The sequence below is a fragment of the Nocardioides insulae DSM 17944 genome, from assembly GCF_000422825.1.
In the GTDB taxonomy this organism is placed as follows: domain Bacteria; phylum Actinomycetota; class Actinomycetes; order Propionibacteriales; family Nocardioidaceae; genus Nocardioides; species Nocardioides insulae.
This window is the reverse complement of sequence record NZ_AUGU01000013.1, coordinates 286,050-312,433: the sequence shown is the minus strand read 5'-3', so window position 1 is coordinate 312,433 and position 26,384 is coordinate 286,050. Positions and strand designations below refer to the sequence as shown.

At 70.8% G+C, this 26,384-nt stretch carries 25 protein-coding genes and 1 pseudogene; 18 read left to right on the top strand and 8 right to left on the bottom strand.

Annotated elements, in window-relative coordinates; all coding sequences use genetic code 11:
• Window positions 1-30: 30 nt before the first annotated feature.
• From hisD to hisF, 6 genes and pseudogenes are all read left to right on the top strand, one after another.
• Window positions 31-1,329, top strand: coding sequence for a histidinol dehydrogenase (gene hisD, locus G515_RS0102105; protein ID WP_028658794.1), 1,299 nt, complete (start codon window positions 31-33; stop codon window positions 1,327-1,329).
• Window positions 1,326-2,414: pseudogene (locus G515_RS19105) on the top strand (histidinol-phosphate transaminase); the annotation flags it as partial. The gene hisD and the pseudogene G515_RS19105, both read left to right, overlap by 4 nt.
• Window positions 2,415-2,533: 119 nt before the next feature.
• Window positions 2,534-3,163 carry an imidazoleglycerol-phosphate dehydratase HisB gene (gene hisB / locus G515_RS0102095; RefSeq protein ID WP_028658793.1) on the top strand — a complete coding sequence of 210 codons (630 nt, stop codon included), beginning with the start codon at window positions 2,534-2,536 and terminating at the stop codon, window positions 3,161-3,163.
• Window positions 3,160-3,807 (top strand): imidazole glycerol phosphate synthase subunit HisH, encoded by a 648-nt coding sequence (gene hisH / locus G515_RS0102090; protein ID WP_028658792.1) that lies wholly within the window; start codon window positions 3,160-3,162, stop codon window positions 3,805-3,807. Before hisB ends, hisH begins: the two co-directional genes overlap by 4 nt.
• 40 nt (window positions 3,808-3,847) lie before the next feature.
• The gene (priA, locus tag G515_RS0102085) at window positions 3,848-4,585 is read left to right on the top strand and encodes a bifunctional 1-(5-phosphoribosyl)-5-((5-phosphoribosylamino)methylideneamino)imidazole-4-carboxamide isomerase/phosphoribosylanthranilate isomerase PriA (protein ID WP_028658791.1); all 738 of its coding nucleotides are present in this window, start codon (window positions 3,848-3,850) and stop codon (window positions 4,583-4,585) included.
• On the top strand, window positions 4,582-5,343 hold the full coding sequence (hisF, locus tag G515_RS0102080) for an imidazole glycerol phosphate synthase subunit HisF (RefSeq protein WP_028658790.1): 762 nt from the start codon (window positions 4,582-4,584) through the stop codon (window positions 5,341-5,343). Before priA ends, hisF begins: the two co-directional genes overlap by 4 nt.
• On the opposite strand, the gene G515_RS23245 is transcribed toward hisF, so the two are convergent.
• From G515_RS23245 to nagA, 6 genes are all read right to left on the bottom strand, one after another.
• Entirely contained in the window at window positions 5,328-6,170 is an 843-nt protein-coding gene (locus G515_RS23245; RefSeq protein WP_157570965.1) for a PKD domain-containing protein, read from the bottom strand. The genes hisF and G515_RS23245 overlap by 16 nt on opposite strands.
• The gene (locus G515_RS23240) at window positions 6,167-6,739 is read right to left on the bottom strand and encodes a DUF6318 family protein (protein WP_281168275.1); all 573 of its coding nucleotides are present in this window, start codon (window positions 6,737-6,739) and stop codon (window positions 6,167-6,169) included. The genes G515_RS23245 and G515_RS23240 overlap by 4 nt, the downstream gene beginning before the upstream one ends.
• A 134-nt stretch (window positions 6,740-6,873) precedes the next feature.
• The gene (locus G515_RS0102070; RefSeq protein WP_028658789.1) at window positions 6,874-7,443 is read right to left on the bottom strand and encodes a CG0192-related protein; all 570 of its coding nucleotides are present in this window, start codon (window positions 7,441-7,443) and stop codon (window positions 6,874-6,876) included.
• A 54-nt stretch (window positions 7,444-7,497) separates the two neighbouring features.
• A complete protein-coding gene (locus G515_RS0102065; RefSeq protein WP_028658788.1) occupies window positions 7,498-8,076 on the bottom strand; it encodes a TIGR03085 family metal-binding protein in 579 nt (192 codons plus the stop codon).
• Window positions 8,077-8,113: 37 nt separating this feature from the next.
• The gene (locus tag G515_RS0102060) at window positions 8,114-8,899 is read right to left on the bottom strand and encodes a glucosamine-6-phosphate deaminase (protein WP_028658787.1); all 786 of its coding nucleotides are present in this window, start codon (window positions 8,897-8,899) and stop codon (window positions 8,114-8,116) included.
• Window positions 8,899-10,056 (bottom strand): N-acetylglucosamine-6-phosphate deacetylase, encoded by a 1,158-nt coding sequence (gene nagA, locus G515_RS0102055; RefSeq protein WP_084652961.1) that lies wholly within the window; start codon window positions 10,054-10,056, stop codon window positions 8,899-8,901. Before nagA ends, G515_RS0102060 begins: the two co-directional genes overlap by 1 nt.
• Window positions 10,057-10,374: 318 nt before the next feature.
• Here nagA and G515_RS0102050 point away from each other — a divergent pair, with 318 nt between their 5' ends.
• The 6 genes from G515_RS0102050 (at window position 10,375) to G515_RS0102025 (ending at window position 15,815) form a co-directional block, all read left to right on the top strand.
• Window positions 10,375-12,189, top strand: coding sequence for an ABC transporter ATP-binding protein (locus G515_RS0102050; protein ID WP_028658785.1), 1,815 nt, complete (start codon window positions 10,375-10,377; stop codon window positions 12,187-12,189).
• On the top strand, window positions 12,186-13,982 hold the full coding sequence (locus G515_RS0102045; protein ID WP_028658784.1) for an ABC transporter ATP-binding protein: 1,797 nt from the start codon (window positions 12,186-12,188) through the stop codon (window positions 13,980-13,982). The genes G515_RS0102050 and G515_RS0102045 overlap by 4 nt, the downstream gene beginning before the upstream one ends.
• A 97-nt stretch (window positions 13,983-14,079) precedes the next feature.
• Window positions 14,080-14,430 carry a phosphoribosyl-AMP cyclohydrolase gene (gene hisI / locus G515_RS0102040; protein ID WP_028658783.1) on the top strand — a complete coding sequence of 117 codons (351 nt, stop codon included), beginning with the start codon at window positions 14,080-14,082 and terminating at the stop codon, window positions 14,428-14,430.
• Complete coding sequence (locus G515_RS0102035; protein ID WP_028658782.1) at window positions 14,423-15,091, top strand: Trp biosynthesis-associated membrane protein; 669 nt, start codon at window positions 14,423-14,425, stop codon at window positions 15,089-15,091. Before hisI ends, G515_RS0102035 begins: the two co-directional genes overlap by 8 nt.
• A gap of 57 nt (window positions 15,092-15,148) precedes the next feature.
• The gene (locus G515_RS0102030) at window positions 15,149-15,349 is read left to right on the top strand and encodes an HGxxPAAW family protein (protein ID WP_028658781.1); all 201 of its coding nucleotides are present in this window, start codon (window positions 15,149-15,151) and stop codon (window positions 15,347-15,349) included.
• Window positions 15,350-15,365: 16 nt separating this feature from the next.
• The gene (locus G515_RS0102025; RefSeq protein ID WP_028658780.1) at window positions 15,366-15,815 is read left to right on the top strand and encodes a DUF2752 domain-containing protein; all 450 of its coding nucleotides are present in this window, start codon (window positions 15,366-15,368) and stop codon (window positions 15,813-15,815) included.
• A 26-nt stretch (window positions 15,816-15,841) separates the two neighbouring features.
• On the opposite strand, the gene G515_RS0102020 is transcribed toward G515_RS0102025, so the two are convergent.
• Both G515_RS0102020 and G515_RS0102015 read right to left on the bottom strand, forming a co-directional pair.
• Window positions 15,842-16,288, bottom strand: coding sequence for a DUF2752 domain-containing protein (locus tag G515_RS0102020; protein WP_028658779.1), 447 nt, complete (start codon window positions 16,286-16,288; stop codon window positions 15,842-15,844).
• Between the two features lie 20 nt (window positions 16,289-16,308).
• Window positions 16,309-16,566: a CD225/dispanin family protein gene (locus G515_RS0102015; RefSeq protein WP_028658778.1), complete on the bottom strand. Its 258-nt coding sequence runs from the start codon at window positions 16,564-16,566 to the stop codon at window positions 16,309-16,311.
• A 421-nt stretch (window positions 16,567-16,987) separates the two neighbouring features.
• Between G515_RS0102015 and trpC the strand changes: the two genes are divergently transcribed.
• The 6 genes from trpC (at window position 16,988) to gltB (ending at window position 26,336) form a co-directional block, all read left to right on the top strand.
• Window positions 16,988-17,782 carry an indole-3-glycerol phosphate synthase TrpC gene (gene trpC / locus G515_RS0102010; RefSeq protein WP_028658777.1) on the top strand — a complete coding sequence of 265 codons (795 nt, stop codon included), beginning with the start codon at window positions 16,988-16,990 and terminating at the stop codon, window positions 17,780-17,782.
• Window positions 17,779-19,044 (top strand): tryptophan synthase subunit beta, encoded by a 1,266-nt coding sequence (gene trpB / locus G515_RS0102005; protein ID WP_036553772.1) that lies wholly within the window; start codon window positions 17,779-17,781, stop codon window positions 19,042-19,044. The genes trpC and trpB overlap by 4 nt, the downstream gene beginning before the upstream one ends.
• Window positions 19,041-19,844 (top strand): tryptophan synthase subunit alpha, encoded by an 804-nt coding sequence (gene trpA, locus G515_RS0102000; protein ID WP_028658775.1) that lies wholly within the window; start codon window positions 19,041-19,043, stop codon window positions 19,842-19,844. The genes trpB and trpA overlap by 4 nt, the downstream gene beginning before the upstream one ends.
• The gene (locus G515_RS19095; RefSeq protein ID WP_036553771.1) at window positions 19,837-20,475 is read left to right on the top strand and encodes an SCO family protein; all 639 of its coding nucleotides are present in this window, start codon (window positions 19,837-19,839) and stop codon (window positions 20,473-20,475) included. The genes trpA and G515_RS19095 overlap by 8 nt, the downstream gene beginning before the upstream one ends.
• Window positions 20,475-21,569 carry a prolipoprotein diacylglyceryl transferase gene (lgt, locus tag G515_RS19090; protein ID WP_211220919.1) on the top strand — a complete coding sequence of 365 codons (1,095 nt, stop codon included), beginning with the start codon at window positions 20,475-20,477 and terminating at the stop codon, window positions 21,567-21,569. Before G515_RS19095 ends, lgt begins: the two co-directional genes overlap by 1 nt.
• A 204-nt stretch (window positions 21,570-21,773) precedes the next feature.
• On the top strand, window positions 21,774-26,336 hold the full coding sequence (gene gltB / locus G515_RS0101985; RefSeq protein WP_028658773.1) for a glutamate synthase large subunit: 4,563 nt from the start codon (window positions 21,774-21,776) through the stop codon (window positions 26,334-26,336).
• Window positions 26,337-26,384 lie beyond the last annotated feature (48 nt).

The window sequence follows — 26,384 nt, the reverse complement described above, 5'->3', positions numbered from 1 at the left end:
TCGCGCCCACCAGATCGTAGAATCGGGGGCATGATCCGGCGTATCGATCTCAGGGGTCCCTCCGGGCCCGTCGACTATCGCGCGGCCGTGCCGCGCGCCGAGTTCGACATCGAGGCGGCCAGCCATGTGGTCGCGCCGATCACCGAGGCGGTGAGAGACCGCGGGGTGGAGGCGATCCTCGAGTTCAACGCCAGGTTCGACGGTGTGGAGCAGAGCGAGATCCTGGTGCCGGGCGAGGCCATCGCCGACGCGTTGACCGGGCTCGCCCCCGCGGTCCGTGCCGGCCTGGAGGAGTCGATCACCCGGCTGCGTGCGACCTGCACCGCCGAGATGGAGACCGATGCGGTGACCGAATTCGGCCCCGGCGCCCGGGTCACCCACCGCAAGGTGCCGGTCGGCCGGGTGGGACTCTACGTGCCGGGCGGCCTGGCACCGCTGGTCTCCAGCGTGCTGATGAACGTCGTGCCCGCCCAGGTCGCCGGCGTCGGCTCGATCGCGCTGGCCTCCCCGCCGCAGAAGGACTTCGGGGGGCTGCCGCACCCGACCGTGCTGGCTGCCTGTGCCCTGCTCGGCGTGGAGGAGGTCTACGCCGTCGGCGGGGCGCAGGCGATCGCGATGTTCGCCTACGGCGCCGGGCCGTGTTCACGGGTCGACCTGGTCACCGGTCCCGGCAACATCTTCGTGGTCACCGCCAAGCGTCTGCTCAAGGGGCAGGTCGGCATCGACTCCGAGGCCGGTCCGACCGAGATCGCCGTCCTGGCCGACGACACCGCGGACGCTGCCTATGTCGCTGCCGATCTGATCAGCCAGGCCGAGCACGACCCGCTGGCAGCCTCCGTGCTGGTCACGCCGAGCGAGCACCTCGCCGGCGAGGTGGAGGCCGAGCTGGACAAGCAGGTGTCGGCCACCAAGCACGTGGAGCGGATCCGTACCGCACTCTCCGGTCCCCAGTCCGGGATCGTGCTGGTCGACGACCTCGACCAGGGCCTGGATGTGGTCAACGCCTACGCGGCCGAGCACCTGGAGATCCACACCGCCGAGGCCGCGACCGTGGCCGGTCGGGTGCGCAACGCGGGCGCGATCTTCATCGGCCCCTACGCCCCGGTGTCATTGGGCGACTACTGCGCCGGCTCCAACCACGTCCTCCCCACCGCGGGCTGCGCCTGCCACTCCTCGGGTCTGTCGGTGCGTGCCTTCACCAAGTCGGTGCACGTCATCGACTACTCCCGCGAGGGTCTCGCCGCCGTCGCCGACCACGTGGTCAATCTGGCCGCGGCGGAGGACCTGCCGGGGCACGGCGCCGCAGTCTCGGTCAGGTTCGAGCGGTGAGCTGGCCGCCCCTGCGCGAGGAGCTGGCCGGGCTGGAGCCGTACGGCGCTCCGCAGCTCGATGTGCCCGTCAAGCTCAACGTCAACGAGAACCCCTACGGTCCCTCGCCCGCGTGCGTGGCCGACATCGCCGCGGCCGTCGCCGAGGCTGCGACGACGCTGAACCGCTACCCCGACCGGGAGTTCGTGGAGCTGCGCACCGCGCTGGCGGCGTACCTCTCCAGGGACGCCGGCTCGGGTCAGGTCACGCCGGAGATGGTCTGGGCGGCCAACGGATCCAACGAGGTGATGCTGCAGATCCTCCAGGCCTTCGGCGGGCCAGGGCGCACGGCGCTGAGCTTCGCGCCGACGTACTCGATGTACCCCGAATACGCCCGCGACACGATGACCCGCTGGGTGGCGGGGCGCCGGGAGAGCGACTTCTCCCTCGACCTCGACGCCGCGCACGAGCTGGTCAAGCGCGAGCAGCCGAGCGTGATCCTGCTGCCCAGCCCCAACAACCCCACCGGCACGGCTCTGCCACCCGAGGCGGTCGCCGCTCTCTGCGCGGCGGCGGCCAGCTACGAACCCTGTGGGCTGGTGGTCGTCGACGAGGCCTACGGCGAGTTCCGGCGCGAGGGCGTGCCGAGTGCGGTCGAGTTGCTGTCCGAGCACCGCAACCTGGTGGTCTCCCGCACCATGTCGAAGGCCTTCGCCGGCGCCGGCCTGCGGTTGGGCTACCTGGCGGCGGAGCCGAGCCTGATCGACGCGATCCGGGTGGTGCGCCTGCCGTACCACCTTTCCGCGCTCACCCAGGCGGCCGCGCTGGCCGCGCTGCGGCACGCGCCCGAATTGCTCGGCAAGGTCGACGAGCTGCGTGCCGAGCGTGACGGGCTGGTCGACTGGCTCCGTGTACAGGGGTTCGAGGTGGCAGACAGCGACGCCAACTTCATCCTCTTCGGCCGGTTCGTCGATCGCCACGCGGTCTGGCAGGGCCTGCTGGATCGTGGCGTCCTGATCCGCGAGACCGGGCCGGACGGCTGGCTCCGGGTGTCGGTCGGCACCCCCGCCGAGACGACCGCCTTCAAGGACGCCCTGATCGATCTGCGCGAGCGCGGCGACGCTTCGCCGGTGCGCTCGAAGGACAACATCACCGGGCGGCGTCGCCCCGCCGAGGCTGACCGCGCGCAGCTGGACACCGATGTCAATGCGAACCAGGAGAAGGCATGACCCAGGGCACCGCCCGTACGGCGCGCATCGAGCGCGCCACCTCTGAGTCCGGCGTCGTCGTCGAGGTCGACCTGGACGGCAGCGGCCGCCACGACGTCTCCACCGGCGTGGGCTTCTTCGATCACATGCTGATCTCCTTCGCGCGCCATTCGCTGGTCGACCTCACGGTGCAGGCCAAGGGCGATGTCCACATCGACGCGCACCACACCGTCGAGGACACCGCCATCGTGTTGGGCCAGGCACTCCGCGAGGCGCTGGGCGACAAGGCCGGCATCCGGCGGTTCGGCGACGCGACGGTGCCGCTGGACGAGTGCCTCGCCCAGGCCGTGGTCGACGTGTCCGGGCGGCCCTACTGCGTGCACAGTGGCGAGCCCGAAGGGCAGCAGTACGTCCGTCTCGGCGGCGGTGTCGAGGGCAGCGTCCCCTACCTCGGGTCGCTGACCCAGCACGTCTTCGAGTCGGTCGCCTTCCACGCCCACATCGCCCTGCACGTGCGGGTGCTCGCGGGCCGCGAGCCGCACCACATCGTCGAGACCCAGTTCAAGGCGTTCGCCCGTGCCTTCCGGGACGCGGTCGCCTTCGATCCCCGCGAGACTGGGATCCCGTCCACCAAGGGTGCCCTGTGACCGGTGCTCCGAGCGTCGTCGTCCTCGACTACGGCTCGGGTAACCTCCGCTCCGCGGTGCGCGCGGTCGAGCGGGCGGGTGCAGAGGTCGAGCTCACCGGCGACCTCGACGCCGCGATGGCTGCGGACGGTCTGGTGGTGCCCGGAGTGGGCGCCTTCGAGGCCTGCATGCGAGGGCTCCGAGCGATCCGCGGCGAGCGCATCATCGCCCGCCGGCTCTCCGGCGGTCGGCCCGTCCTCGGGATCTGCGTGGGCATGCAGATCCTCTTCGAGCAGGGCATCGAGCACGGCGTCGAGACCGAGGGGTGCGGCGAGTGGCCCGGCGTGGTCGAGCGGCTCCAGGCCCCGATCGTGCCGCACATGGGCTGGAACACCCTCTCCGTGCCGGAGGGCAGCGAGCTGTTCGCCGGCATCGCGGACGAGCGGTTCTACTTCGTGCACTCCTACGGCGTGCGTGACTGGACCCTGCGCACCAACGACCGCACCCAGGCGCCGCTGGTCACCTGGGCCGAGCACGGTGGCGACCGATTCGTCGCGGCCGTCGAGAACGGCCCGCTCACGGCGACCCAGTTCCACCCGGAGAAGTCCGGTGACGCGGGTGCGCACCTGCTGCGCAACTGGGTCGGATCTCTCCGCGCCGCCTGATCGCCGTCGTACTCCTCCCTCTACCTAGGATCGAAGAATCATGAGCGACTACCTCGAACTGCTGCCCGCCGTCGACGTCAAGGGCGGCCAGGCCGTCCAACTGGTGCAGGGGGTCGACGGATCCGAGAAGCGGTTCGGTGACCCGGTCGAGGCGGCCCTGCGCTGGCAGGAGGCCGGCGCGGAGTGGGTCCACCTGGTCGACCTCGACGCGGCGTTCGGCCACGGACACAACCGTGACCTCCAGGCCGAGATCGTGGGCCGCCTGGACATCAAGGTCGAGATGAGCGGAGGCATCCGGGACGACGAGTCGCTGGCCGCGGCGATGGCCACCGGGTGTCGCCGGGTCAACATCGGCACCGCTGCGCTGGAGCAGCCGGAGTGGTGCGCCAAGGCGATCGCGACCTACGGCGACCGGATCGCGATCGGCCTCGACGTCCGCGGCACCGTGCTCGCCGCGCGGGGCTGGACCCGTGACGGCGGCGACCTCTACGAGACGCTGACCCGACTCGACGCCGAGGGCTGCGCCCGGTACGTCGTCACGGACGTGAACAAGGACGGCATGCTCCAGGGACCCAACCTCGATCTGCTCCGCGACGTCTGCTCCCGCACCGACCGGCCGGTGGTCGCCTCCGGCGGGGTTACCACGCTCGCCGACATCGAGGCGTTGGCAGGGCTCGTCGGTGACGGGGTCGAGGGGGCGATCGCGGGCACCGCGCTCTACACCGGTCAGTTCACCCTGGAGGACGCCCTCGCACTGACCCGGGGCGCGCGCCGATGAGCCTCTCGGTCCGCGTGATCCCGTGCCTGGACGTCGACGCCGGCCGGGTGGTCAAGGGCATCAACTTCAAGCAGTTGCGCGACGCCGGGGACCCGGTCGAGCTCGCCCGCACCTACGACGCGGAGGGGGCCGACGAGCTCACCTTCCTCGACATCTCCGCCTCGCACGAGGGACGGGCCACCACGATGGAGATCGTCTCGCGTACCGCCGAGCAGGTCTTCATCCCGCTCACCGTCGGTGGCGGTGTCTCCTCGGTCGAGGATGTCGATCGGCTCTTGCGTGCCGGCGCCGACAAGGTGGCGATCAACACCGCGGCCATCCGCCGTCCGGAACTGATCAGCGAGGTCGCCGATCGGTTCGGCAACCAGGTGCTCGTGCTCTCCGTCGACGCCCGCCGGGCGGCCGGCACAGATTCGGGGTTCGAGGTGACCACCCACGGCGGCCGACAGTCGGCAGGCCTCGACGCGATCGGATGGGCTGCGCGGGCCGCTGAGCTGGGCGCAGGGGAGATCCTGCTCAATGCGATGGACGCGGACGGCACCGAGGACGGCTTCGATCTCGAACTCCTGGGCGCCGTACGACGCGAGGTCTCGATCCCGGTGATCGCGTCGGGTGGGGCGGGGGCTGCCGAGCACTTCCCGCCTGCCGTCGAGGCCGGCGCGGACGCGGTACTCGCCGCCACCATCTTCCACTTCGGGAAGGTGCGCGTTGCGGAGGTCAAGGGCGCTCTGCGCTCAGCGGGTCACCCGGTGCGCTGAGTGGTCTGAGGTGCGGTGAGGACCGCCCGGGCCCCCAGAACCTGCAGGGACACGGCGGTGCCGGGGACGGTCGCTTGGCCGGGCACGACCTGCCAGGCGCCGCCGTCGACGCGGTAGTCGGCGGTGTAGGTCGTCGTGAGGTTGACCGAGACCGTGCCGCGGTCGAGGTAGCGGTGGGTGATGAGCAGGTCCGGGTACGCCGCGCCGGGATGGTCGGTCGTGCGGCTCTGCCCGTCGCCGAAGTTCCAGGTGAACCCGCTCGCTTCGATATCGAAGTCGACCTTGCGGCCGAGCAGGGTGACCGTTCGGGTGAAGGGCTCGGCCTGGGTGTAGAAGTTGGTCTCGAAGTTCACCAGCGTCCGATGGTCCGGGGGCTGGATCTGCAGAGGCGCTGCTGGCATCGGAAGGCGTCTGAAGGCGCGCTGGATGTCAGCCAGGGTCAGTTGCGGCCGCGGCGGTCCGGCGCCTGCATCGTCTTGGCAATTGTCGTTCAAGAAGAGAATCTCGCCCGAAGTTGTTTCGTACCAGGTGCTCTCGCGCACGGTCTCGCCATCATCGCAGAGAATATGTGTGCCATCGGCACACGTTTGCGCGCCCCCTAGTGTGCAGTGTGTCGAATGCTGCCAGGATCCCGCAGGAAGCTCGTTGCTGCCTGCAGAACTGGTTGGCTGCGGAGAGGCGTCGGACGATTCATGATCGGCCTCGAGGCCGTCGGCGAAGAATGAATTGCCCGAACCGCCAGCGGTGGGATCTGCTTGGGCCCTGTCAACGACAAATCCAGCAACAAGAAGGATTACTAGGGCTGCGCCGGTGAGCGTCGACTTCACGCCTCCTCCAAGATGGCAACTTGCCAGTCGGAGCGATGAGGAATGAGCGTCAGGCGGATCGTGATGGTGCCAGGAGGATAGACTTCTCTCTTTCGCTTTCCTGGATAGGAAATTTCCTGCTTCGTGTTATATAGGTCGGCGGTGACTTCGTAGGTCACAAGATTTCCAGCCTTTGATCCCTCGACCTTGAAATTTGTTGGCCGGGTTTCTCCGCCTGAGTACGAACCATTCGCGCGCTTGACTCGTCTTATTGATTCGATCCCGCCATTGCAACCCGCGCACGTGGGCGAAGACAGCGCGCTCACCGAATTCGGGTCTAGGTGCGATTGGGCGTAGTCCGATGTCGCAAAGAAGTGCTTCGCGAAGGCGATCGCGCCGGCTTTGGTGTGCTGCCTGGCGGCGTCGGGCATGACGGGGGGCTGGGGCGTGGTGGGCGAGGGGGTGGTGGCCGTGGAGGTGCTCGGCGCGGGGGAGGGGGAGGCCGTAGGGGTGTCGTCCTGGCAGGCGGTGGTGCCGAGGAGAAGAGCAGCAGTGGCGAGCGCGGCCAAGGGGGCGTGGGGGCGCCTCATGGTGGGTTCCTTTCCGAGATCGGCACCACTCATCCGGTGCCGTGCCCGGAACCCTAAGCGCAAACCGGCGTGACAGAAACCGCCCATCCGCCTGCTGTGGACAGGGGCTGAACCGACTGGACCGGGGCGAGAGGTCAGATCAGCCGGGCGAGTACGACGGGCTCGGTCTGGCCCTCCCAGGTGCCGACGAGGACGGGCCCGGTGGGGATCGCGCCGGCGGAGGGGCGGCGTTCGAGCGCCAGGACGGGGTCGACCGGGGTGTCGGATGCGGTGCCGGGCCGGCCGGTGACAGTGCAGGTGGTGGGTCGGGTGGTCACCGAGCCGTCGGGGTGATGGATCTCCAGGGCGACCTCCCGCCCACCCTCGAGGATCACCTGGCGGACGACCTCGAGGTAGGTGGGGTCGGTGGGCGCGTCGTAGATCCATCGGGTGCCGAGCACCGAGTGCTCCATCGTGCAGATCAGCGCCGCGGAGGGGTCCGGAGCCGGCGTGCCCCGGTAGGTCATCGGGACCTGTACGACGGATTCGTCGCCGGCTCGGAGGAGGAAGGTCTCGATGCCGACCTGGCCGTCGGGATCGTCGAAGCGGTAGCTGGCGATCTCCTGGACGTCGTCGTCACCGGGCCACCACGACTGGGTGGGCACCCACTGATCGAGGAGTTCGGCCTTGGTGGGGGAGATGGTCGCGGGGTAGATGATCGCCACGGGGGCGACCCTATCCCGAGCGCCCGGACCTCAGAACGGACCTCAGCACGGCCCTCAGAACCCGAACGAGACCCGCTGGAGGCGGGCGACGGCGTCGGGAGGACCGTCGAAGGAGACCTCGCCGATCGCGGTGCGCCCGAACAGGAAGAGGACGAGTTCGCCGACCGGTCCGGTGATGGTGACCGGGTCCTCTCCGCGCCGCAGGGTGAGGACGTGGGAGCCGGCGCGGACGACCAGGGGGCCCTTCGCCTTGAGGGCCAGCACCCGGCCGAGGGTGCCCAGGCTCTTCCACAGCTCGACCTCGTCCTCGGGGAGCAGCGCGCGGGGTTCCCAGTCGGGCTGAGCCCGCCGTAGGTCCTCGTGGTGGACGAAGAACTCGACCGTGTTCATGGTGCGATCGAGCGCGGAGACCAGGCCGAGCACATGCGGCGCGGTGCGGGCCATGGCGACCAGTTCGTCGTAGGAACCGGGCACGCCCTCGGTGTGCAGGTGCAGCCACGGGCGCTCGCGCACGACGAGGTGGCGCACCAGGTCCCGGGCGGTCCAGCCGTCGCAGAGGGTCGGGACGTCGGGACCGAGGACGAGGGCGAGGTCGCACAGGGCCGCGCGTTCCCGGCGGGCGAGAGTCGTCATGGCGCCACTGTAGGAGAGGGGCGATGGAGGCGGTGGCTCAGTGTCCCCGCCAGTCCGGCTTGGCGGCGTACACCTCCCGGTAGTAGTCGAGCCGGCCCAGCTGCGCGGCGGCTGCCTCGTCGAGCAGCACGGTCACATGCCGGTGCAACTGCACGACGGAGGCGGGGCAGGAGGCCGAGACCGGCCCCTCCAACGCTGCGGCGACCGCGACCGCCTTGTCCCGGCCGGTGGCCACGAGCAGCAGGTGAGCGGCCCGGCGGATGGTGCCGAGTCCTTGGGTCAGGACGTGCCGGGGGACGTCGTCGGGCGAGTCGAAGAACCGGGCGTTGTCCGAGCGCGTGCGCTGGGTCAGGGTCGTGATCCGGGTGAGGGAGGCGAGGGAGGAGCCGGGCTCGTTGAAGGCGAGGTGTCCGTCGCCGCCGATGCCGAGGATCTGGAGGTCGATCCCGCCAGCGGAGGCGATCGCCCGCTCGTAGCGTTCCCCGGCCTCGGGCAGGCCCTCCGGGGTCACGTCCGGCCCATGTACCTGGGCGCGCGGGAGACCGATCGGGTCGGTCAGTTCGCGACGGATGGTGGCCAGGTAGCTCTGCGGGTGGTCAGGGGGGAGGCCGACGTATTCGTCCAGGTTGAAGGTGCGCACCCGGGCGTACGACGGACCGGTGCCGTCCCGGTGCCGTCGGATCAGTTCGCGATAGAGCGGGAGCGGGCTGGATCCGGTGGCGAGGCCGAGGACGGCGGCGGGATCGCTGGCCACCAGGGCTTCGACGGTGTCGGCACCGATCCGGCCGACCTGGGCGGCGTCGGTCAGCGGGACGATCTCCATCAGTGCGGCCTCGGGTCTCGGTGGACGACGTGTCCTCCGACCAGCGTGGCACGTACCCCGAGATCCGGATCGACGAGCAGGACGTCGGCGCGCGCACCCGGCCGGAGCCGGCCACGCGCCGGGTCGCCGAGGAGCTCCGACGGAGTGGAGGTCGCGGTGGCGACGACGTCCGGCAGCGAGGCCCCGGTGACGTCTCGCAGCACGCGGAGGCAGTGCGGCAGGCTCGCGGCCGAACCGGCGAGGGTGCCATCGAGGAGTCGGACCGTGCCGTCGCGGACGACGACATCCTGGCCGCCGAGCCTGCTCGGCCCGTCCGGCACCCCCAGTGCCGCGGTGGTGTCGGTGACCGCCAGGACCCGCCGGGGTCCCAGCGCGCGCCACACCGTGGTCAGGAACTCGGGAGCCAGATGATGGCCGTCGGCGATCACCCCGGCCACCAGGGTGTCCTCGGCCAGCACCAGCCCGACCGGACCGGGGTCTCGGGCGAGTAGCGGGGGCATCGCGTTGCCGAGGTGGGTGACCAGCCGGGCGCCCGCCCCGACGGCGGCCCGGGCCTGGTCGACGGTGGCGGTGGTATGGCCCACGCTCACCACGACCCCGCGCGCGGAGAGTTCCTCGATGAGGGACAGCGCGCCGGGCAGTTCGGGAGCGATCGTCGCCATCAGGACGCCGGCCGCACGGCTCCACCCGGAGGTCTCCCCGGGGTCGGGGGAACGCAGCCACCGCTCCGGGTGTGCACCGCGTCGAGCGGGCGCCAGGAAAGGGCCTTCGAAGTGCAGGCCGAGGGGTACGGCGCCCCGCCAGCCGGGCGGGGGCCCTGAGGCCAGCGTCCGCAGTGCGGTGGTCCGGGCCTCGGGGGCCGAGGTGATCACGGTCGGCACCCACGCGGTGACGCCGTACGCCGGCAGCATGGCGCCCACAGCCCAGAGCCGTTCGGGGGAGTCGGTCACGTCGACGCCGCCGGCGCCGTTGACCTGCAGGTCGAGCAGTCCGGGCAGGACCAGCAGGCCGGTGGCGTCCAGGAGCGGCGTGTCGGGCGGCGCGGCCGCCGCGTCCCGATCCAGGCGTGCGATCACGCCGTTCTCGAGGAGCAGGGAGAGCGGGCGGTCGTGGACGTCTCGGCCGCCGCGCACGTGGAGTGTGGGGGAGTCGCTCATGAGCTCACCTCAGGCTGACTTCCTTCCGAGCGTGCTCCTTCGGGCAACAGCGCCGCCCCGAGGGCCGCCACCGGGACCCCGCCGGGACGACCCGCACCCGGTTGCCGAGACCGAGGGCGGCAAGCAGGGGAGGAGACCGACCTCTCGCCGAGCGCCTTGCCGACCACGGTACGCAGTTATTCGCCGAACCGGGCGGCCTCGCCGCCCAGCACGACGAGTTCGCGTCGCGTCGCCAGGACGAGAACGCCGACGTCCTCGGCCGCCGGCCGCCATCCCCGCGCCGAGCGGGGTGAAGCACCCCCGTTTAGGGTGTGTCGGGTGAGCGACGGGGTGAGACGTGCCACCACCCTGGACGGATTCAAGGTCTTGTGGGTGGCGATCAAGCGGGAGCCGTTCGTATTCACCCTCTCCACCCTGGGCAGTGCGCTGTTCGGCGCGCTGACCGTGGCGGACGCCTGGGTGCTGGGCTGGGCAACCGACCATGTCATCCTGCCGGCCTTCCGCGACGGCGAGATCGGGTCCGGTTGGCTCTGGGCGGTGCTGGGTCTCTTCCTGGGTTTGGCGATCCTGCGTGCCGTGGGGGTCATCGCCCGGCGGCTCGGCGCTGGGGTGATGCAGTACCGCATGCAGGCGCACTATCGCCGGTCGGTCACCCGTCGCTACCTCGAACTCCCGCTGGCCTGGCACCACCAGCACCCCACCGGCCAACTGCTCTCCAACGCCAACTCCGACGTCGAGGCGGCGTGGGCGCCGATCGCGCCGCTGCCGATGGCGATCGGGACCCTCGCGATGATGATCATCGCGGTCGCCCAGATGCTTGCCGCCGACCTGGTGCTGGCCATGGTCGGCCTGCTGGTCTTCCCGCTGGTGATCGCGGTCAACCTGGCCTACCAGCGCTTCACCTCGCCGCTGATGACCCGCGCCCAGCAGTACCGCGCGGAGCTCAGCGAGGTCGCCCACGAGTCCTTCGACGGGGCGATGGTGGTCAAGACGCTCGGGCGGGAGGACGAGGAGACCCTGCGCTTCGACGCCAAGGCGACCGCGCTGCGCGACGTCAACATCAAGGCGGGTGCGATCCGGGCGGCCTTCGACCCCACCCTGGCCGCGCTGCCTCAGCTGGCGGTGCTGGTGGTGCTCGCCGTGGGCGTCGCCCGGGTGCTCGCCGGCGACACCGAGGCCGGGGCGGTGGTGCAGGTCAGCTATCTGCTGACCGTGGTGTCCTTCCCGATCCGCTCCTTCGGCTGGCTGCTCGGCGAGCTGCCCCGCAGCGTCGTCGGCTACCGGCGGGTGCGCTCCGTGCTCGACGCCGCCAGCGAGACGACGTACGGCGAGGTGCCCGCCCCGTCCGGTGCCGGCGGCGCCCGCCTCGAGACGGAGGGATTGAGCTATGCCCATGCCGGCGGGCCGGCACTGCTGGACGACCTGGACCTCGCCGTCGACTCCGGCCGGACCGTGGCCGTGGTCGGCGCGACCGCTTCCGGCAAGAGCACCCTCACCATGCTGCTGGCCCGCCTGATCGACCCCGACCACGGCCGGGTCACCCTGGACGGCATCGACCTGCGCGACCTCGCCCCCGGTGAACTCGCCACCGTCATGTCGGTGGTCCCGCAGTCCGCGTTCCTCTTCGACGACACCGTGCGCGGCAACATCACCCTGGGTGCCGACTTCTCCGACGAGGAGGTGTGGGAAGCGTTGCGGATCGCCCAGGCAGACGGGTTCGTCGCCGCCCTGCCGCACGGCCTCGACAGCCAGTTGGGCGAGCGCGGGACCTCCCTGTCCGGCGGGCAGCGGCAACGCATCTCGCTGGCCCGGGCACTGGTCCGTCGTCCCCGGGTGCTGATCCTGGACGACGCCACCTCGGCGGTCGACCCCGAGGTCGAGCAGCGCATCCTGGCGGCACTCCGCGCCGCCACCGCATCCGCCGCGCCAGCCGGCGACGGCGCCTCCGCCACGACCGTGGTGGTGGTCGCCTATCGCAAGGCCACCATCGCGCTCGCTGACGAAGTGGTGCACCTCGAGCACGGCCGGATCACCGACCGCGGCACACATGCCGACCTGCTCACCCGGGACCCGTCCTATGCCGCCCTGGTCAATGCCTACGAACGCGACCACGACTCGGGGGTGAGCGCATGACCACCCTCGAGCCGACCGGCACCGTGCACAGCGGTGAGGAACTGGGGGCGATCGAGACCATCCGTCGCGGGATCACGCACTCGCCCGAGCTGGTCCGCGGCATCTGGGTCACCCTCGCTCTGGCCGTCATCGCGAGCGTCGGCCAGGTCGTCGTACCGATCGCGGTCCAGCAGACCCTCGATCGTGGGCTCCAGGCCGAGGGCGGAGCGGACGTGGGGTTCGTGCTGCGCACCGGTGCGCTGGCCGCCGTCGCCATCGCACTGACCGGCTGGGCGTCGTACGCGATGACGCGACGGCTGTTCACCGCCGCCGAGACCGGCCTGGCGACGCTGCGCACCAAGGCGTTCCGGCACGTGCACGACCTGCCGATGCTCACCCAGAACACCGAGCGCCGCGGCGCCCTCGTCTCCCGGGTGACCAGCGACGTGGATCAGGTGACCCAGTTCCTCGTGTTCGGTGGCCTGCTCTTCGTGGTGAGCCTGGGCCAGATCCTGATCGCGACCGTGGTGATGGTGATCTACAGCTGGCAGCTCGCCCTGGTGGTGTGGGTCTGCTTCGCCCCCCTGTTCATCAGCCTGCGCTACTTCCAGCGCAAGCTCTCCGCCGCCTACACGCACGTACGACGTCAGGTCGGCGTGATGCTCTCGGCCGTCTCCGAACCCGTGGTCGGTGCCCCGGTGGTCAAGGCCTACGCCGTGGAGGCCCGCACCCAGCAGCGGATCGACGACGCGGTCGAGGCCACCAAGCGGGCCCAGACCAGGGCGCAGGGGTTCACCGCGTTCTCCTTCAGCCTCGGTGGTGTCTCCGGCGGCCTGGCCAACGCCGGGGTGATCATCGTGGGGGTCTGGCTCGGGCTGGCCGGGGACATCACGGCGGGGGAGATCCTCGCCTTCGCGTTCCTGGTCACCCTGTTCATCGGGCCCGTGCAGACCGGTACCCAGATCCTCACCGACGCCCAGAACGCGGTCGCCGGCTGGCGGAGGGTGATCGGCATCCTCGACACCCCGGCCGACCTGGCGGACCCGGGGGCGGAGGGCATCGACCTGCCGCACGGGCCGATACCGGTGGCCTTCGATGAGGTCACCTTCGCCTACCCCGGCGGGGAGCCCGTCCTGCACGACCTGAGTTTCGACATCACGGCCGGTCAGCGGATCGCCGTGGTCGGCGAGACCGGATCGGGCAAGTCGACCATCGCCAAGCTGCTCACCCGACTGATGGATGTCACCCACGGCACCGTCCGGCTGGCCGACACCGACGTACGCCGGCTGCGCAACGCCAGCCTGCGCGCGCGGGTGGTGCTCGTGCCGCAGGAGGGCTTCCTGTTCGACGACACCCTGGCGGCCAACGTCCGGTACGGACGGCCCGATGCCTCCGCGGAGGAGATCGTGGCCGCAGCCACCGAACTCGGCCTCGGCGATTGGCTGGCCGGGCTCCCGGCGGGTGTCGACACCCGGGTGGGCCAGCGCGGGGAGTCGCTCAGCGCGGGCGAGCGGCAGCTGGTCGCGCTGATCCGTGCCCAGCTCGCCGACCCCGACCTGCTTGTTCTCGACGAGGCCACCAGCGCGGTCGATCCCGCTCTGGAGATGCGGATCAACAGTGCCCTGGACCGGCTCATGTCGGGCCGTACCTCGGTCACCATCGCGCACCGACTCACCACCGCGGAACGGGCCGACGAGGTGCTGGTCATCGACGCCGGCCGGCTGGTGCAGCGCGGCCCGCACACCAGCCTGGTCGCCCAGTCCGACTCGGTCTATGCCCGGCTGCACGCCTCGTGGGTCGCCCAGCACGGCTGATCGCGCGGTCGCGCTGCAGCTCCGTCGGCGCGTGCAGGGGACCGGGTGCAGCGGCGGCGGCACCACGTTGCCGTCGGGAGGATGGGAGGATGGGCCGGTGAGCAGTTCCCTCGATCCCGATCTGGCCGCCCGGCTCAAGCGTTCCTCCGACGGACTGGTGCCGGCGGTGGTGCAGCAGCACGACACCGGGGAGGTGCTGATGCTGGGCTGGATGGACGACGAGGCCCTGGCCCGCACCCTCGGCACCGGCCGGGCGACGTACTGGTCGCGCAGCCGCCAGGAGTACTGGGTCAAGGGCGAGACCTCGGGCCACCGGCAGTGGGTCAAGGAGGTCCGGCTCGACTGCGACGGCGACACCCTGCTGGTCAAGGTCGAACAGGAGGGCCCGGCCTGTCACACCGGCACCCGGACCTGCTTCGACGCCGACCTGGTGCTCGGCGATGGCTGAGCGGTCGCGCCGGCGTACCTTCGGCCCGGTGGTGCTCCTCGGCCTGGCCGGCGGAGGCCTCGCCGCCCTGGCCGGCACCAAGGCCTGGGCCGAGCCGGTCAGCGGCCCGAACGCCGACAGCACCGCGCTCGATCTGGCCCAGCTGGCCGGCACCGTCCCCGGGGACGTCCCGCTCGCCGGGGCGCTGGGACTGGTCGCGCTCGCTTCCTGGGGCGTCATCCTGGTGACCCGCGGCCTGGTCCGGCGACTGGTCGCTGGGCTCGCCGCCCTGGCGTCGCTCGGAGTGCTCGCGACGGTGGTGGACGCCTGGCTCACCCTTCCCGACGAGGTCGTGGACGCCTCCGCCGCGGTGGGCGCCGCGGGGATCGAGGCCGATTGGACGCTGTGGATCTGGGCCGCCCTGGTCGGCGGGCTGGTCGGGCTGCTGGCGGCGGTCGCCGCCGTACGCCTGGCGCCCGACTGGCCGGAGATGGGCCGCAAGTACGACGCGCCCGCCGCGGCGGCAGCGGCCGCGCCGACGATCCCGGTGGAGGAGCGCCACAGTCTGGACCTGTGGAAGGCCCTCGACCAGGGTGATGACCCGACCGAGTCCTCGGCGCCGACCGAGGACGAGGAAGGCACGGACACCCAGACCCGGTCCGGCGCCGACCCCGCCGACTGAATAGACTGAACCTCGCCCGCAGCGCCGGACGGCGCCGTACGACCCGAAGGAGCCCCCATGTCCGACAGCCACGGCAACACTCCGGCAGCCTGGAGCGCTGTGACCGTCTGCCTGATCGGTTTCCTGATCGGCTCGGTCGGCCTGATGTTCGACCCGGTCAGCTACCCCGTCTTCTGGGTGGGCGTCGCCGTCGTCGTGCTCTCCGGAGTCCTGTTCATCGTGATGTCCAAGATGGGCCTCAACTCCGCCAAGCACTGACCCTTCGGGAGGTCTGATGAGCGGCGTCCGCACCACGGACACCGTCCCGGCAGCCAGGTCGGCGAGCCGGTGGCGGCGGGTGCGGGCGCCGTTCCTCGTCATCGGCGGCCTGAGCGCGGCGACTGCTGCGCTGCACCTGCGTGATCCGCACCAACAGGGGAGTTGGGGGTTCTGTCCCACCTCGCTGATCGGTCTGGACTGTCCGGGGTGCGGCGGGCTGCGCGCGGTCAATGACCTGACCAACGGTCAGGTCGTCGCCGCGATGTCGAGCAACCTCGTGGTCACGCTGGCGATCCCGCTGGTGACCATCTTCTTGGCCGTGTGGTTCCTCGACCGCTGGCGCGGCGTGGCCCCGAGGCGCCCCGTCTCCGCGAAGACCTGGGTACGCCTCCAGTACGCCGCCGTCGCGGTCCTCTTCCTGTTCATGGCGGTGCGCAACCTCCCCGGGTCCTGGCTCGCGGCCTGACTCGGCGAGCGTTGCCGACCTCGGGCTCAGTTCGGGGAGAGGAAGTCCCAGCCGGGCAGGTTGCGCAGCACGCCGAAGACCAGGACGACGGCGAAGAGCGCCCAGATCAGGGCGGCCGGCACACGGGTGGGATGCAGTCGCACCCCGAACGGGTGTCCGATCAGCCGCAATCCCCAGCCCACCCAGGCGAGCAGGACGAGCGGCAACAGGGCGACGGCCAGCGGATTGCGTCCGAACGCCCCGACGGGGTCGAGGGTCAGCAGCGAGTTGAGTGCCCGCAGCGATCCGCAGCCGGGGCAGAACAGTCCGGTCATCGCCAGGAACGGGCAGGTCGGGTAGTGGCCGGGCTCGTGAGGATCCGCGGTGACCAGGGCGGTCGCTGCGACCAGACCGGCGGCGGTGACGGCCCCGAAGAGGAGCAGATCGCGGCGTCGGGTGCCCGACGCCGCGATCCGGTCGTGAGAGGTGCTCATCGTGGACGGAGGTCCGTTCCTCACATGGTGCTGGAGGTGTCCCCGAGCGCGAACACGACGATGCCGTAGAGGATGCTGACGACGACGCCGACGACCGCGGAGATGATCGCCCACATCTTCGCCTTGCGCGACGACTCCTGGGCGCCGACCAAGTCGCCCGCAGCCCACTTGCCGTTGACCTGGGCAGCGAACACGATCGAGACGATCCCGAAGGGGAGGCAGCAGAAGATCGTGGTCAGGATGGCCCAGACCAGGTGGTTGCTGGGCGGGGTGCCCATGGCACCGGGGGTGCCGGGTGCGGGGGGCGGCGGAGGCGGCGGAGGAGGAGCTCCGTAGCTCATGGGTGTGCCTTTCGTGCAGACGGCGGCTGTGTCTCAGCCCGGTGCGGCCGACCCTACCCAAGGTGAGCCTTCGCAAACGGACACATCAGCTGGGTCTCTCGGGGTGTCGGTGCGGTGGGGCCGAGCCGTGTGAGTCACCCCCGGTGAGACCCGGAGCCGGCGCGGCGTTCGATGCGGTGGGCGCGGGGTCGGGTGAGGCCCGGGTCGAGCGACCTGTCTGCGAGCCGAGCCTGGGGCGAGGCGCCACCCAGCTGCGTGCGACACTGAAGGCCTCGGCGAGCCTCGGAGCGATCCGCCGCCGGGAGCACCAGGTGATCGGGTCGCCCCGGTCCACAGCAACGTCCCGAGGAGGAACCCGATGTCGGTGCTCGACGACATCGTCGCCGGAGTCCGCATCGACCTCGAGGAGCGACGCGCCCGGATTCCGGAGGCCGACCTGCGGGCCGCGCTCGCCGACGCGCCCGCCCCCCGTGACCCGATGCCGCACTTCCGCGCGGCCGGCTCGAGCGTGATCGCCGAGGTGAAGCGCAAGAGCCCGAGTAAGGGGGCGCTCGCCGAGGTGCCGGACCCCGCCGCGCTCGCCCGCCGCTACGCCGCGGGCGGGGCGGCGGCGATCAGCGTGCTCACCGAGCAGCGCCGGTTCGGAGGGACCCTGGAGGACCTGCGCGCGGTGCGGGCGGCAGTCGACGTACCCCTCCTGCGCAAGGACTTCATCGTCGACTCCTACCAACTCCTCGAGGGCCGGGTGGCCGGTGCCGATCTCGCACTGCTCATCGTGGCCGCGCTCGACGACGACACCTTGCGTCGCCTCTTCGACGAGGCTCGCGAGCTCGGCCTGACAGCGCTGGTGGAGGTGCACGACGAGGCCGAGACCGAGCGGGCGGTGGCCCTGGACGCCGAGCTCATCGGCGTCAACGCCCGCAATCTGAAGACCCTCGAGATCGACGCCGAGGCCTTCGCCCGGCTCGCTCCCGCGATCCCCGACGACCGGGTCAAGGTGGCCGAATCCGGCATCTTCTCGGCCGCCGACGTGAACCGCTATGTCGACCAGGGCGCCCGAGCCGTCCTGGTCGGCGAGGCACTGGTGCGCGACGACGACCCCGAGGGCGCCGTCGCATCGATGACCGGACTGGTGAGAGAGACAGCTTCGTGAGCACACACCTGCACGAGACCACCCCCTTCGACGCCGACCCGCAAGGCTGGTTCGGGGGGCCCGTCGAGGGGTTCGGTGGCAAGTTCATGCCCGAGGCGCTGATGAGGGCGCTCGACGAACTCGACAGCGGTTGGCAGGAGGCGAAGGCGGACCCCGGCTTCGTCGCCGAGTTCGACGCGATCCTGCGCGACTACGCCAACCTGCCCAGCCCGCTCTACCACGCCGAGCGGCTCAGCGAGCGGCTCGGCGTGCGGGTGCTGCTCAAGCGCGAGGACCTCAACCACACCGGCGCGCACAAGATCCGCAACGTGCTCGGTCAGGCCCTGCTCACCAAGCGGATGGGCAAGACCCGCGTGATCGCCGAGACCGGGGCGGGCCAGCACGGCGTCGCCAGCGCCACCGCGGCGGCGTACTTCGGGCTGGACTGCACCGTCTACATGGGCGCCGTCGACACCCGCCGGCAGGCGCTGAACGTCGCGCGGATGCAGCTCCTCGGTGCCGAGGTGGTGCCGGTCGAGTCCGGCAGCGCCACCCTCAAGGACGCCATCAACGAGGCGCTGCGTGACTGGGTGGCCAGCGTGGAGACCACCGCCTACCTGTTCGGGACCGCCGCCGGGCCGCACCCGTTCCCGACCCTGGTGCGTGACCTGACCCGAGGCATCGGCGACGAGGCGCGGGCCCAGTGCCTGGAGCAGTACGGCGTGCTGCCGGACGCCATCGCCGCCTGCGTGGGCGGCGGCTCCAACGCGATCGGGCTGTTCACCGCGTTCCTGGAGGACCAGGACGTGGCGATCTACGGCTTCGAGGCCGGGGGCGACGGGTTCGAGACCGGTCGGCACGCGGCCACCATCAAGGCCGGTGACGCGGGCGTGCTGCACGGCGCCCGCACCTACGTGCTCCAGGACGAGGACGGCCAGACCATCGAGTCGCACTCGATCTCCGCCGGCCTGGACTACCCGGGCGTCGGTCCCCAGCACGCCTGGCTGGCCAAGTCGGGGCGGGCGTCGTACCTGCCGGTGACCGACACGGAGGCGATGGACGCGATGGCCCTGCTCTCCCGCACCGAGGGCATCATCCCGGCCATCGAGTCCGCCCACGCGCTCGCCGGTGGTCTGCGGATCGCCGAGCAGTTGCGCGCCGAGAAGGGGCCGGAGGCCACCCTGCTGATCAACCTCTCCGGCCGCGGCGACAAGGACATGGGTACGGCGATGGAGTGGTTCGGCCTCGGGGAGTCGGCCGGATCGGACGAGGGAGAGCAGTGAGCGTCAGCACCGCATTCGACAAGGCCCGCGCCGAGGGTCGAGCCGCCCTGGTCGGCTATCTGCCGGCCGGCTTTCCCGACGTCGAGGGCGGCATCGAGATCATCACCGCGATGGCCGAGGCCGGCTGCGACGTCATCGAGATCGGCCTGCCCTACAGCGACCCCGTGATGGACGGCCCCACGATCCAGGCGGCGGCCCAGCAGGCCCTCGACGGGGGCGTCCGTACCCGCGACGTCCTGCGCACCGTGGAGGCCGTCGCCGCCACCGGCGTCCCGACCCTGGTCATGACCTACTGGAACCCGGTGGAGCGGTACGGCGTCGACCGGTTCGCCGCCGACCTCGCGGCCGCCGGGGGAGCGGGGCTGATCACGCCCGACATCACCCCCGACTACGGCCAGGCGTGGAGCGCGGCCGCGGACGCGCACGGCCTGGACAAGGTCTTCCTGGTCGCACCCAGCAGCACCGACGAGCGGATCGAGTTGACCACGTCCGCCTCCCGCGGCTTCGTCTACGCCACCGCGGTCATGGGCGTCACCGGCGCTCGTGAGGCCACCAGCGACCTCGCCGGCCCGCTGGTCGAGCGCACCCGACGGTTCGCCCCCGACGACCTGCCGGTCGCGGTCGGACTCGGTGTCAGCAACGGCGACCAGGCCGCCGCGGTGGCCTCCTACGCCGACGGTGTGATCGTCGGCTCCGCGTTCGTGCGCTGCGTGCTCGACCACCCCGGCGACCGTCCCGGAGCCGTGGCCGCGGTGCGTGCCCTGGCCGCCGAGTTGGCCGACGGGGTCCGCCGTGGCTGAGCGTCGCCGGTGGCGGGTCGGCGCGGCCGTCGGCGCCGGGCTGCTCGCCCTCTCGGTAGCGCTGAGCGGATGCGGCTCGGACGGCGACGCCGAGGCCGCCCAACAGGAGTTCGCCGGCGTCGAGCACGACCCCTACACCGTCGACCCGGCTCCGCTGCGGGACACCGACGGGGCGGCGTACTCCCTGGTCGAGGACACCGACAAGCCGCTGACCCTGGTCTTCTTCGGCTACACCCACTGTCCTGACATCTGCCCGATGGTGATGTCCTCGGTGGCCAGTGCGATGACCCGCCTCAGTGACGAGGACCGATCCGACGTCGACGTCGTGTTCGTGACCACCGATCCGTCGCGCGATGACGAGAAGACGCTGCGTGGCTACCTGGACGGCTACGACCCGGAGTTCATCGGCCTGACCGGCGACCTCGACACGATCGTGCAGGTGGGCAAGCCACTCGCGATCTATGTCGCGGAGGGCGACGAACTGGCCAGCGGCGGCTACGACCTTGGTGCCCACAGCACCCAGGTGACCGCCATCGGCCCCGACGACACCTCGACCGTGCTCTGGACCCAGGAGACCTCCTCGGCCGAGTTCGCGGCCGACATCCACGCCCTGTTGGAGGACTACCGCTGATGGTCTCGGCCCTCTCCGCCCTCGCCCCGGTCGCGATGAGCATCCCCAGCCCCTCGCAGGGGGTCTGGCACCTCGGCCCGGTGCCCATCCGCGGCTATGCCCTGTGCATCGTGCTCGGCATCATCCTGGCGGTGTGGCTGGCCGAGCGGCGGTGGCAGGCCCGCGGCGGACGGGCCGGCGAGGTGCAGGATCTCGCCCTGGTCGCCGTGCCCTGCGGCATCGTCGGCGCCCGGCTCTACCACGTCCTCACCGACAACCAGCTCTACTTCGGAGAGGACGGCGTCTGGTACCACATGTTCTTCATCTGGCGCGGCGGCCTCGGCATCTGGGGTGGCATCGCGGCCGGCGCGCTCGGCGCCGTTCTGTACTGCCGCCACAAGGGCATCAAGGTCCTCCCGATGATGGACGCACTGGCTCCGGCCGCGCTGCTCGGCCAGGCGGTCGGGCGCTGGGGCAACTGGTTCAACCAGGAGTTGTACGGCGGCCCCACCGATCTGCCGTGGGGGGTCCAGATCGACCAGGCCCACTTCTCCGACAGCTACGTCCAGCAGCTCATCGACGCCGGCGACCCCCTTCCCGACACGATGACCTTCCACCCGACGTTCCTGTACGAATGCGTGTGGAACCTCGCCGCGCTCGCGCTGATCCTCTGGCTCGACCGGCGCTTCCGGATCGGTCACGGCCGGGTGCTGGCGCTGTACGTGATGGCCTACACCCTGGGTCGCGGCTGGATCGAGCACCTGCGCATCGACGACGTCCAGCTCAACAACGTCCTCGGCCTGCGCTTCAACGAATGGACCTCGATCGTCCTGTTCCTCGCCGCGGCCGCCTTCTTCCTGTGGAGCTACCGCCGCCACCCCGGCCGGGAGGAGAGCGTCTACGTCGACGGGCGCGACCTCCCCGCCCCGACGTACGCCGCCGCGACGGGTGCCGAGGACGAGGGTCATGTCGGGTCCGGTTCAGGGGTTGCTGCCGAGGGTGAGGTAGCCAGCAGAGATGCTGATGGGGACACTGGAGACCCCGCGGACAACAACAGTGACGGTGACGGGGGCACGCACGGTGCCGCCGGGGCCGATGAGCAGGACAAGTCGTAGGGATTGTCGACCGCCTACTGCGACGTACGTCACGCAAGGGTGCGTGGTGTGTGGTCTCGCAACATGGTGGTAATCTCGGCGTCACGCGTGGGCCAATGCCGTCCCTAGCTACAACCGCTTAGCCGATCAGCACGGCGCACGCCCCCAGGTTCGGGAATCTCCTGACCGGCGAGGGCGGCCCGCGCACGAAGACGGGAGAACCCGGTGCCCTACCCGCACGCGTTCCCGCCGCCCCAGGGCCTCTACGACCCCCGACATGAGCGCGACGCTTGTGGCGTGGCGTTCGTCGCGACCCTGACGGGCGTTGCCAGCCACGAGATCGTCCAGCAGGGCATCACCGCCCTGAAGAATCTCGATCACCGTGGTGCCGCCGGCGCGGAGACCAACTCCGGCGACGGCGCCGGCATCCTGCTCCAGGTCCCGGACGAGTTCCTGCGCGCGGTCTGCGCCGACCGCGGGATCACGCTGCCCGCGCCCGGTGCCTACGCCGTCGGCACGGCCTTCCTGCCCGGCGATGAGGAGCACGTCGCCAAGACCAAGGAACGGGTCGAGGAGATCGCCGTGGAGGAGGGCCTCGAGGTCCTCGGCTGGCGATCGGTTCCGGTGGAGACCGAGACCCTGGGCCAGATGGCCCTGGACGTGCTCCCGACCTTCGAGCAGCTCTTCGTGGCCGGGGAGAAGACCCGCGTCACCGGCATGGCGCTGGAGCGGCTGGCGTTCTGTCTGCGCAAGCGTGCCGAGCGGGAGACCGACGTCTACTTCCCGTCGCTGTCCTCGCGGACCATGGTCTACAAGGGCATGCTCACCACCGACCAGCTCGCCGACGTCTACCCCGACCTGCGTGACGAGCGGATGGCCTCGGCGATGGCGGTGGTCCACTCCCGCTTCTCGACCAACACCTTCCCGAGCTGGCCGCTCTCGCACCCGTTCCGCTTCATCGCGCACAACGGCGAGATCAACACCGTGATGGGCAACCGCAACTTCATGCGGGCCCGCGAGGCGCTGCTCGAGTCCGACGTGATCCCGGGCGACCTGCAGCGGCTCTACCCGATCTGCACCCCCGGTGCCTCCGACTCCGCCAGCTTCGACGAGGTGCTCGAGCTGCTCCACCTCGGTGGCCGCAGCCTCCCGCACTCCGTGCTGATGATGATCCCGGAGGCCTGGGAGAAGCACGGTGAGATGGATGCCCAGCGCCGCGCGTTCTACGAGTTCCACGCCGCGATGATGGAGCCCTGGGACGGGCCCGCCTGCGTGGTGTTCACCGACGGCACCCAGATCGGTGCGGTCCTGGACCGCAACGGTCTGCGGCCCTCCCGGTTCTGGGTCACCGACGACGGTCTGGTCGTCCTCGCCTCCGAGGTCGGCGTGCTCGACCTCGACCCCGCCACGATCGTCCGCAAGGGCCGGCTGCAGCCGGGCCGGATGTTCCTCATCGACACCGAGGAGCACCGGATCATCGAGGACGAGGAGATCAAGGGGCAGCTCGCCGCCGAGAACCCCTACCAGGAGTGGCTCGACGGTGGTCAGATCCACCTCGACGACATCCCCGACCGGGAGCACGTCGTCCACACCCACGCTTCGGTCACCCGCCGCCAGCAGGTCTTCGGCTACACCGAGGAGGAGCTGCGCGTCCTGGTCACCCCGATGGCCAACACCGGGGCAGAGCCGATCGGCTCGATGGGCACCGACAGCCCGATCGCGGCGCTCTCGGAGAAGCCGCGACTGATCTTCGACTACTTCAGCCAGCTCTTCGCCCAGGTCACCAACCCGCCGCTGGACGCGATCCGCGAAGAGCTGGTCACCTCGCTGAACGGCAGCATCGGCCCGGAGTCGAACCTGCTCCAGCCGACCCCGGCCTCGTGCCGTCAGGTCGTGCTGCCCTTCCCGGTCATCTCCAACGACGACCTCGCCAAGCTGCGCCACATCAACCGCGACGGCGACCACCCCGGCCTGCTGTGCCACGTCTCGCGCGGCCTGTACGCCGTCGAGGGCGGCGGCGAGGCGATGGCCCGTCGCATCGACGAGATCTGCGCCGAGGTCAGCGAGGCGATCGCCAAGGGCGCGCGCATCATCGTGCTCTCCGACCGGCACTCCACCGCCGAGCTCGCCCCGATCCCCTCCCTTCTCCTCACCGGTGCCGTGCACCACCACCTGGTGCGCGAGAAGACCCGCACCCAGGTCGGCCTGCTGGTCGAGGCCGGCGACGTCCGCGAGGTCCACCATGTGGCACTGCTGGTCGGGTACGGCGCGGCCGCGGTCAACCCGTACCTCGCCATGGAGACCGCCGAGGACCTCGCCCGTGACGGTCACTACGTCAAGACCGAGCCCGAGACCGCGGTCCAGAACCTGGTGAAGGCACTGGGCAAGGGCGTGCTCAAGGTGATGTCCAAGATGGGCGTGAGCACGGTGGCCTCCTACACCGGCGCCCAGATCTTCGAGTCGGTCGGGCTGGCCTCCTCGGTGGTCGACAAGTACTTCACCGGCACCACCTCCAAGCTCGGCGGTGTCGAGCTCGGCACCATCGCCGAGGAGGTCGCCCGGCGCCACCGCGTGGCGTACCCGCGCGACGGGGTGTCCGCGGCCCACCGCGAGCTGGCCATCGGCGGCGAGTACCAGTGGCGTCGCGGGGGCGAGCCGCACCTGTTCGACCCGGAGACCGTCTTCAAGCTGCAGCACGCCACCAAGGCCGGCCGCTACGACATCTTCCAGCAGTACACCGACCGGGTGAACCAGCAGTCCGAGCGGCTGATGACGCTGCGCGGCCTGTTCAAGTTCAAGGACGCCGATCAGGCCGGCCGCACCTCGATCCCGCTGGAGGAGGTCGAGCCGATCGAGTCGATCGTCAAGCGGTTCAGCACCGGGGCGATGTCCTACGGGTCGATCTCGCAGGAGGCGCACGAGACCCTTGCGATCGCGATGAACCGACTGGGCGCGAAGTCCAACACCGGTGAGGGCGGCGAGGATCCCGAGCGGCTCCACGATCCCGAGCGCCGCAGCGCGATCAAGCAGGTCGCCTCGGGCCGGTTCGGCGTCACCAGCGAGTACCTCACCAACGCCGACGACATCCAGATCAAGATGGCGCAGGGCGCCAAGCCCGGCGAGGGCGGGCAGTTGCCCGGCCACAAGGTGTACCCGTGGGTGGCCAAGACCCGGCACTCCACGCCGGGTGTGGGCCTGATCAGCCCGCCGCCGCACCACGACATCTACTCCATCGAGGATCTCGCCCAGCTGATCCACGACCTGAAGAACGCCAACCCGAGCGCTCGGGTGCACGTGAAGCTGGTCTCCGAGGTGGGCGTGGGCACCGTCGCTGCGGGTGTCTCCAAGGCGCACGCCGATGTCGTCCTCATCTCCGGTCACGACGGCGGCACCGGTGCCTCCCCGCTGACCTCGCTCAAGCACGCCGGCGGTCCGTGGGAGCTCGGCCTGGCCGAGGCGCAGCAGACGCTGCTCCTCAACGGCCTGCGCGACCGGATCGTGGTGCAGACCGACGGACAGCTCAAGACCGGCCGTGACGTCGTGATCGCCGCCCTGCTGGGCGCCGAGGAGTTCGGCTTCGCGACCGCGCCGTTGGTGGTCTCCGGCTGCATCCTGATGCGGGTCTGCCACCTCGACACCTGCCCGGTCGGCATCGCCACCCAGAACCCCGTGCTCCGGGAGCGGTACGCCGGTCAGGCCGACCACGTCGTCAACTTCTTCACCTACATCGCCCAGGAGGTGCGCGAGATCCTGGCCGAGCTGGGCTTCCGCAGCATCGAGGAGGCCGTGGGTCAGGTGGGCGTGCTCGACACCCGCGACGCGATCGACCACTGGAAGGCGGAGGGGCTCGACCTGTCCCCGATCTTCCACTCGATCACGCCGCTGCCCCAGTTCCGCGACCAGGGTCTGCACCAGACCCAGGGTCAGGACCACGGGCTGGAGAAGTCGCTGGACGTCACCACCCTGGTGCCGCTGGCCGAGCCCGCCCTCGAGCGCGGCGAGCCGGTGCGTGCCCAGTTGGAGATCCGCAACGTCAACCGCACGGTGGGCACGATCCTGGGCCACGAGGTGACCAAGCGCTACCGCGGCGCTGGCCTGCCCGACGGCACCATCGACCTCACCTTCACCGGGTCGGCCGGGCAGTCCTTCGGCGCCTTCGTGCCGGCGGGCATGACGCTGCGGCTGGAGGGCGACGCCAACGACTACGTCGGCAAGGGCCTCTCCGGTGGCCGGATCGTCGTCCGTCCCAGCCGGGAGGCGCCGTTCCGTGCCGAGGAGCACATCGTGGCCGGCAACACCATCGCCTACGGCGCGACGTCCGGGGAGATCTTCCTCCGTGGCGGCGTCGGCGAGCGCTGCTGCGTCCGCAACTCCGGTGCCACCGTGGTCACCGAGGGTGTGGGCGACCACGGCTGTGAGTACATGACCGGCGGCAAGGTCGTCGTCCTGGGCAAGACCGGCCGCAACTTCGCGGCCGGCATGTCCGGCGGCTACGCGTTCGTGCTCGACCTCAAGGAGCACCGGGTCAACCCCGAGCTCGTCGAGCTCGGCGCCGTCCCGGGCAAGTACGCCGAGGAGCTGCACGACCTCGTCCGTCGCCACCACGAGGAGACCGGTTCGGAGGTCGCGGCTGCGCTGCTGGCCGACTGGCCGGCCGCCCGGGCCCGGTTCACGATGGTGATGCCGAGCGACTACAAGCGTGTCCTGGAAGCCCGTGAGGAGGCCCTCGAGGAAGGGCTCGACGAGGAGCAGGCCGCCCAGCGGATCATGGAGGTGCTCCATGGCTGAGGCGTACGCACACCGGCCGACCCGCGGCGAGATGGGCCGCTCAGCAAC

Excerpts from the sequence above, each read along its gene's own strand:
- hisD (WP_028658794.1), top strand. The coding sequence starts at position 31 with ATGATCCGGCGTATCGATCTCAGGGGTCCCTCCGGGCCCGTCGACTAT.
- hisF (WP_028658790.1), top strand. The coding sequence starts at position 4,582 with ATGAGCCTCTCGGTCCGCGTGATCCCGTGCCTGGACGTCGACGCCGGC.
- G515_RS0102045 (WP_028658784.1), top strand. The coding sequence starts at position 12,186 with ATGACCACCCTCGAGCCGACCGGCACCGTGCACAGCGGTGAGGAACTG.
- trpC (WP_028658777.1), top strand. The coding sequence starts at position 16,988 with ATGTCGGTGCTCGACGACATCGTCGCCGGAGTCCGCATCGACCTCGAG.
- G515_RS0102035 (WP_028658782.1), top strand. The coding sequence starts at position 14,423 with ATGGCTGAGCGGTCGCGCCGGCGTACCTTCGGCCCGGTGGTGCTCCTC.
- lgt (WP_211220919.1), top strand. The coding sequence starts at position 20,475 with ATGGTCTCGGCCCTCTCCGCCCTCGCCCCGGTCGCGATGAGCATCCCC.
- G515_RS23240 (WP_281168275.1), bottom strand. The coding sequence starts at position 6,739 with ATGAGGCGCCCCCACGCCCCCTTGGCCGCGCTCGCCACTGCTGCTCTT.
- hisB (WP_028658793.1), top strand. The coding sequence starts at position 2,534 with ATGACCCAGGGCACCGCCCGTACGGCGCGCATCGAGCGCGCCACCTCT.
- G515_RS0102025 (WP_028658780.1), top strand. The coding sequence starts at position 15,366 with ATGAGCGGCGTCCGCACCACGGACACCGTCCCGGCAGCCAGGTCGGCG.
- G515_RS0102020 (WP_028658779.1), bottom strand. The coding sequence starts at position 16,288 with ATGAGCACCTCTCACGACCGGATCGCGGCGTCGGGCACCCGACGCCGC.
- G515_RS0102015 (WP_028658778.1), bottom strand. The coding sequence starts at position 16,566 with ATGGGCACCCCGCCCAGCAACCACCTGGTCTGGGCCATCCTGACCACG.
- priA (WP_028658791.1), top strand. The coding sequence starts at position 3,848 with ATGAGCGACTACCTCGAACTGCTGCCCGCCGTCGACGTCAAGGGCGGC.
- nagA (WP_084652961.1), bottom strand. The coding sequence starts at position 10,056 with ATGAGCGACTCCCCCACACTCCACGTGCGCGGCGGCCGAGACGTCCAC.
- G515_RS0102030 (WP_028658781.1), top strand. The coding sequence starts at position 15,149 with ATGTCCGACAGCCACGGCAACACTCCGGCAGCCTGGAGCGCTGTGACC.
- G515_RS0102065 (WP_028658788.1), bottom strand. The coding sequence starts at position 8,076 with ATGACGACTCTCGCCCGCCGGGAACGCGCGGCCCTGTGCGACCTCGCC.
- G515_RS0102060 (WP_028658787.1), bottom strand. The coding sequence starts at position 8,899 with ATGGAGATCGTCCCGCTGACCGACGCCGCCCAGGTCGGCCGGATCGGT.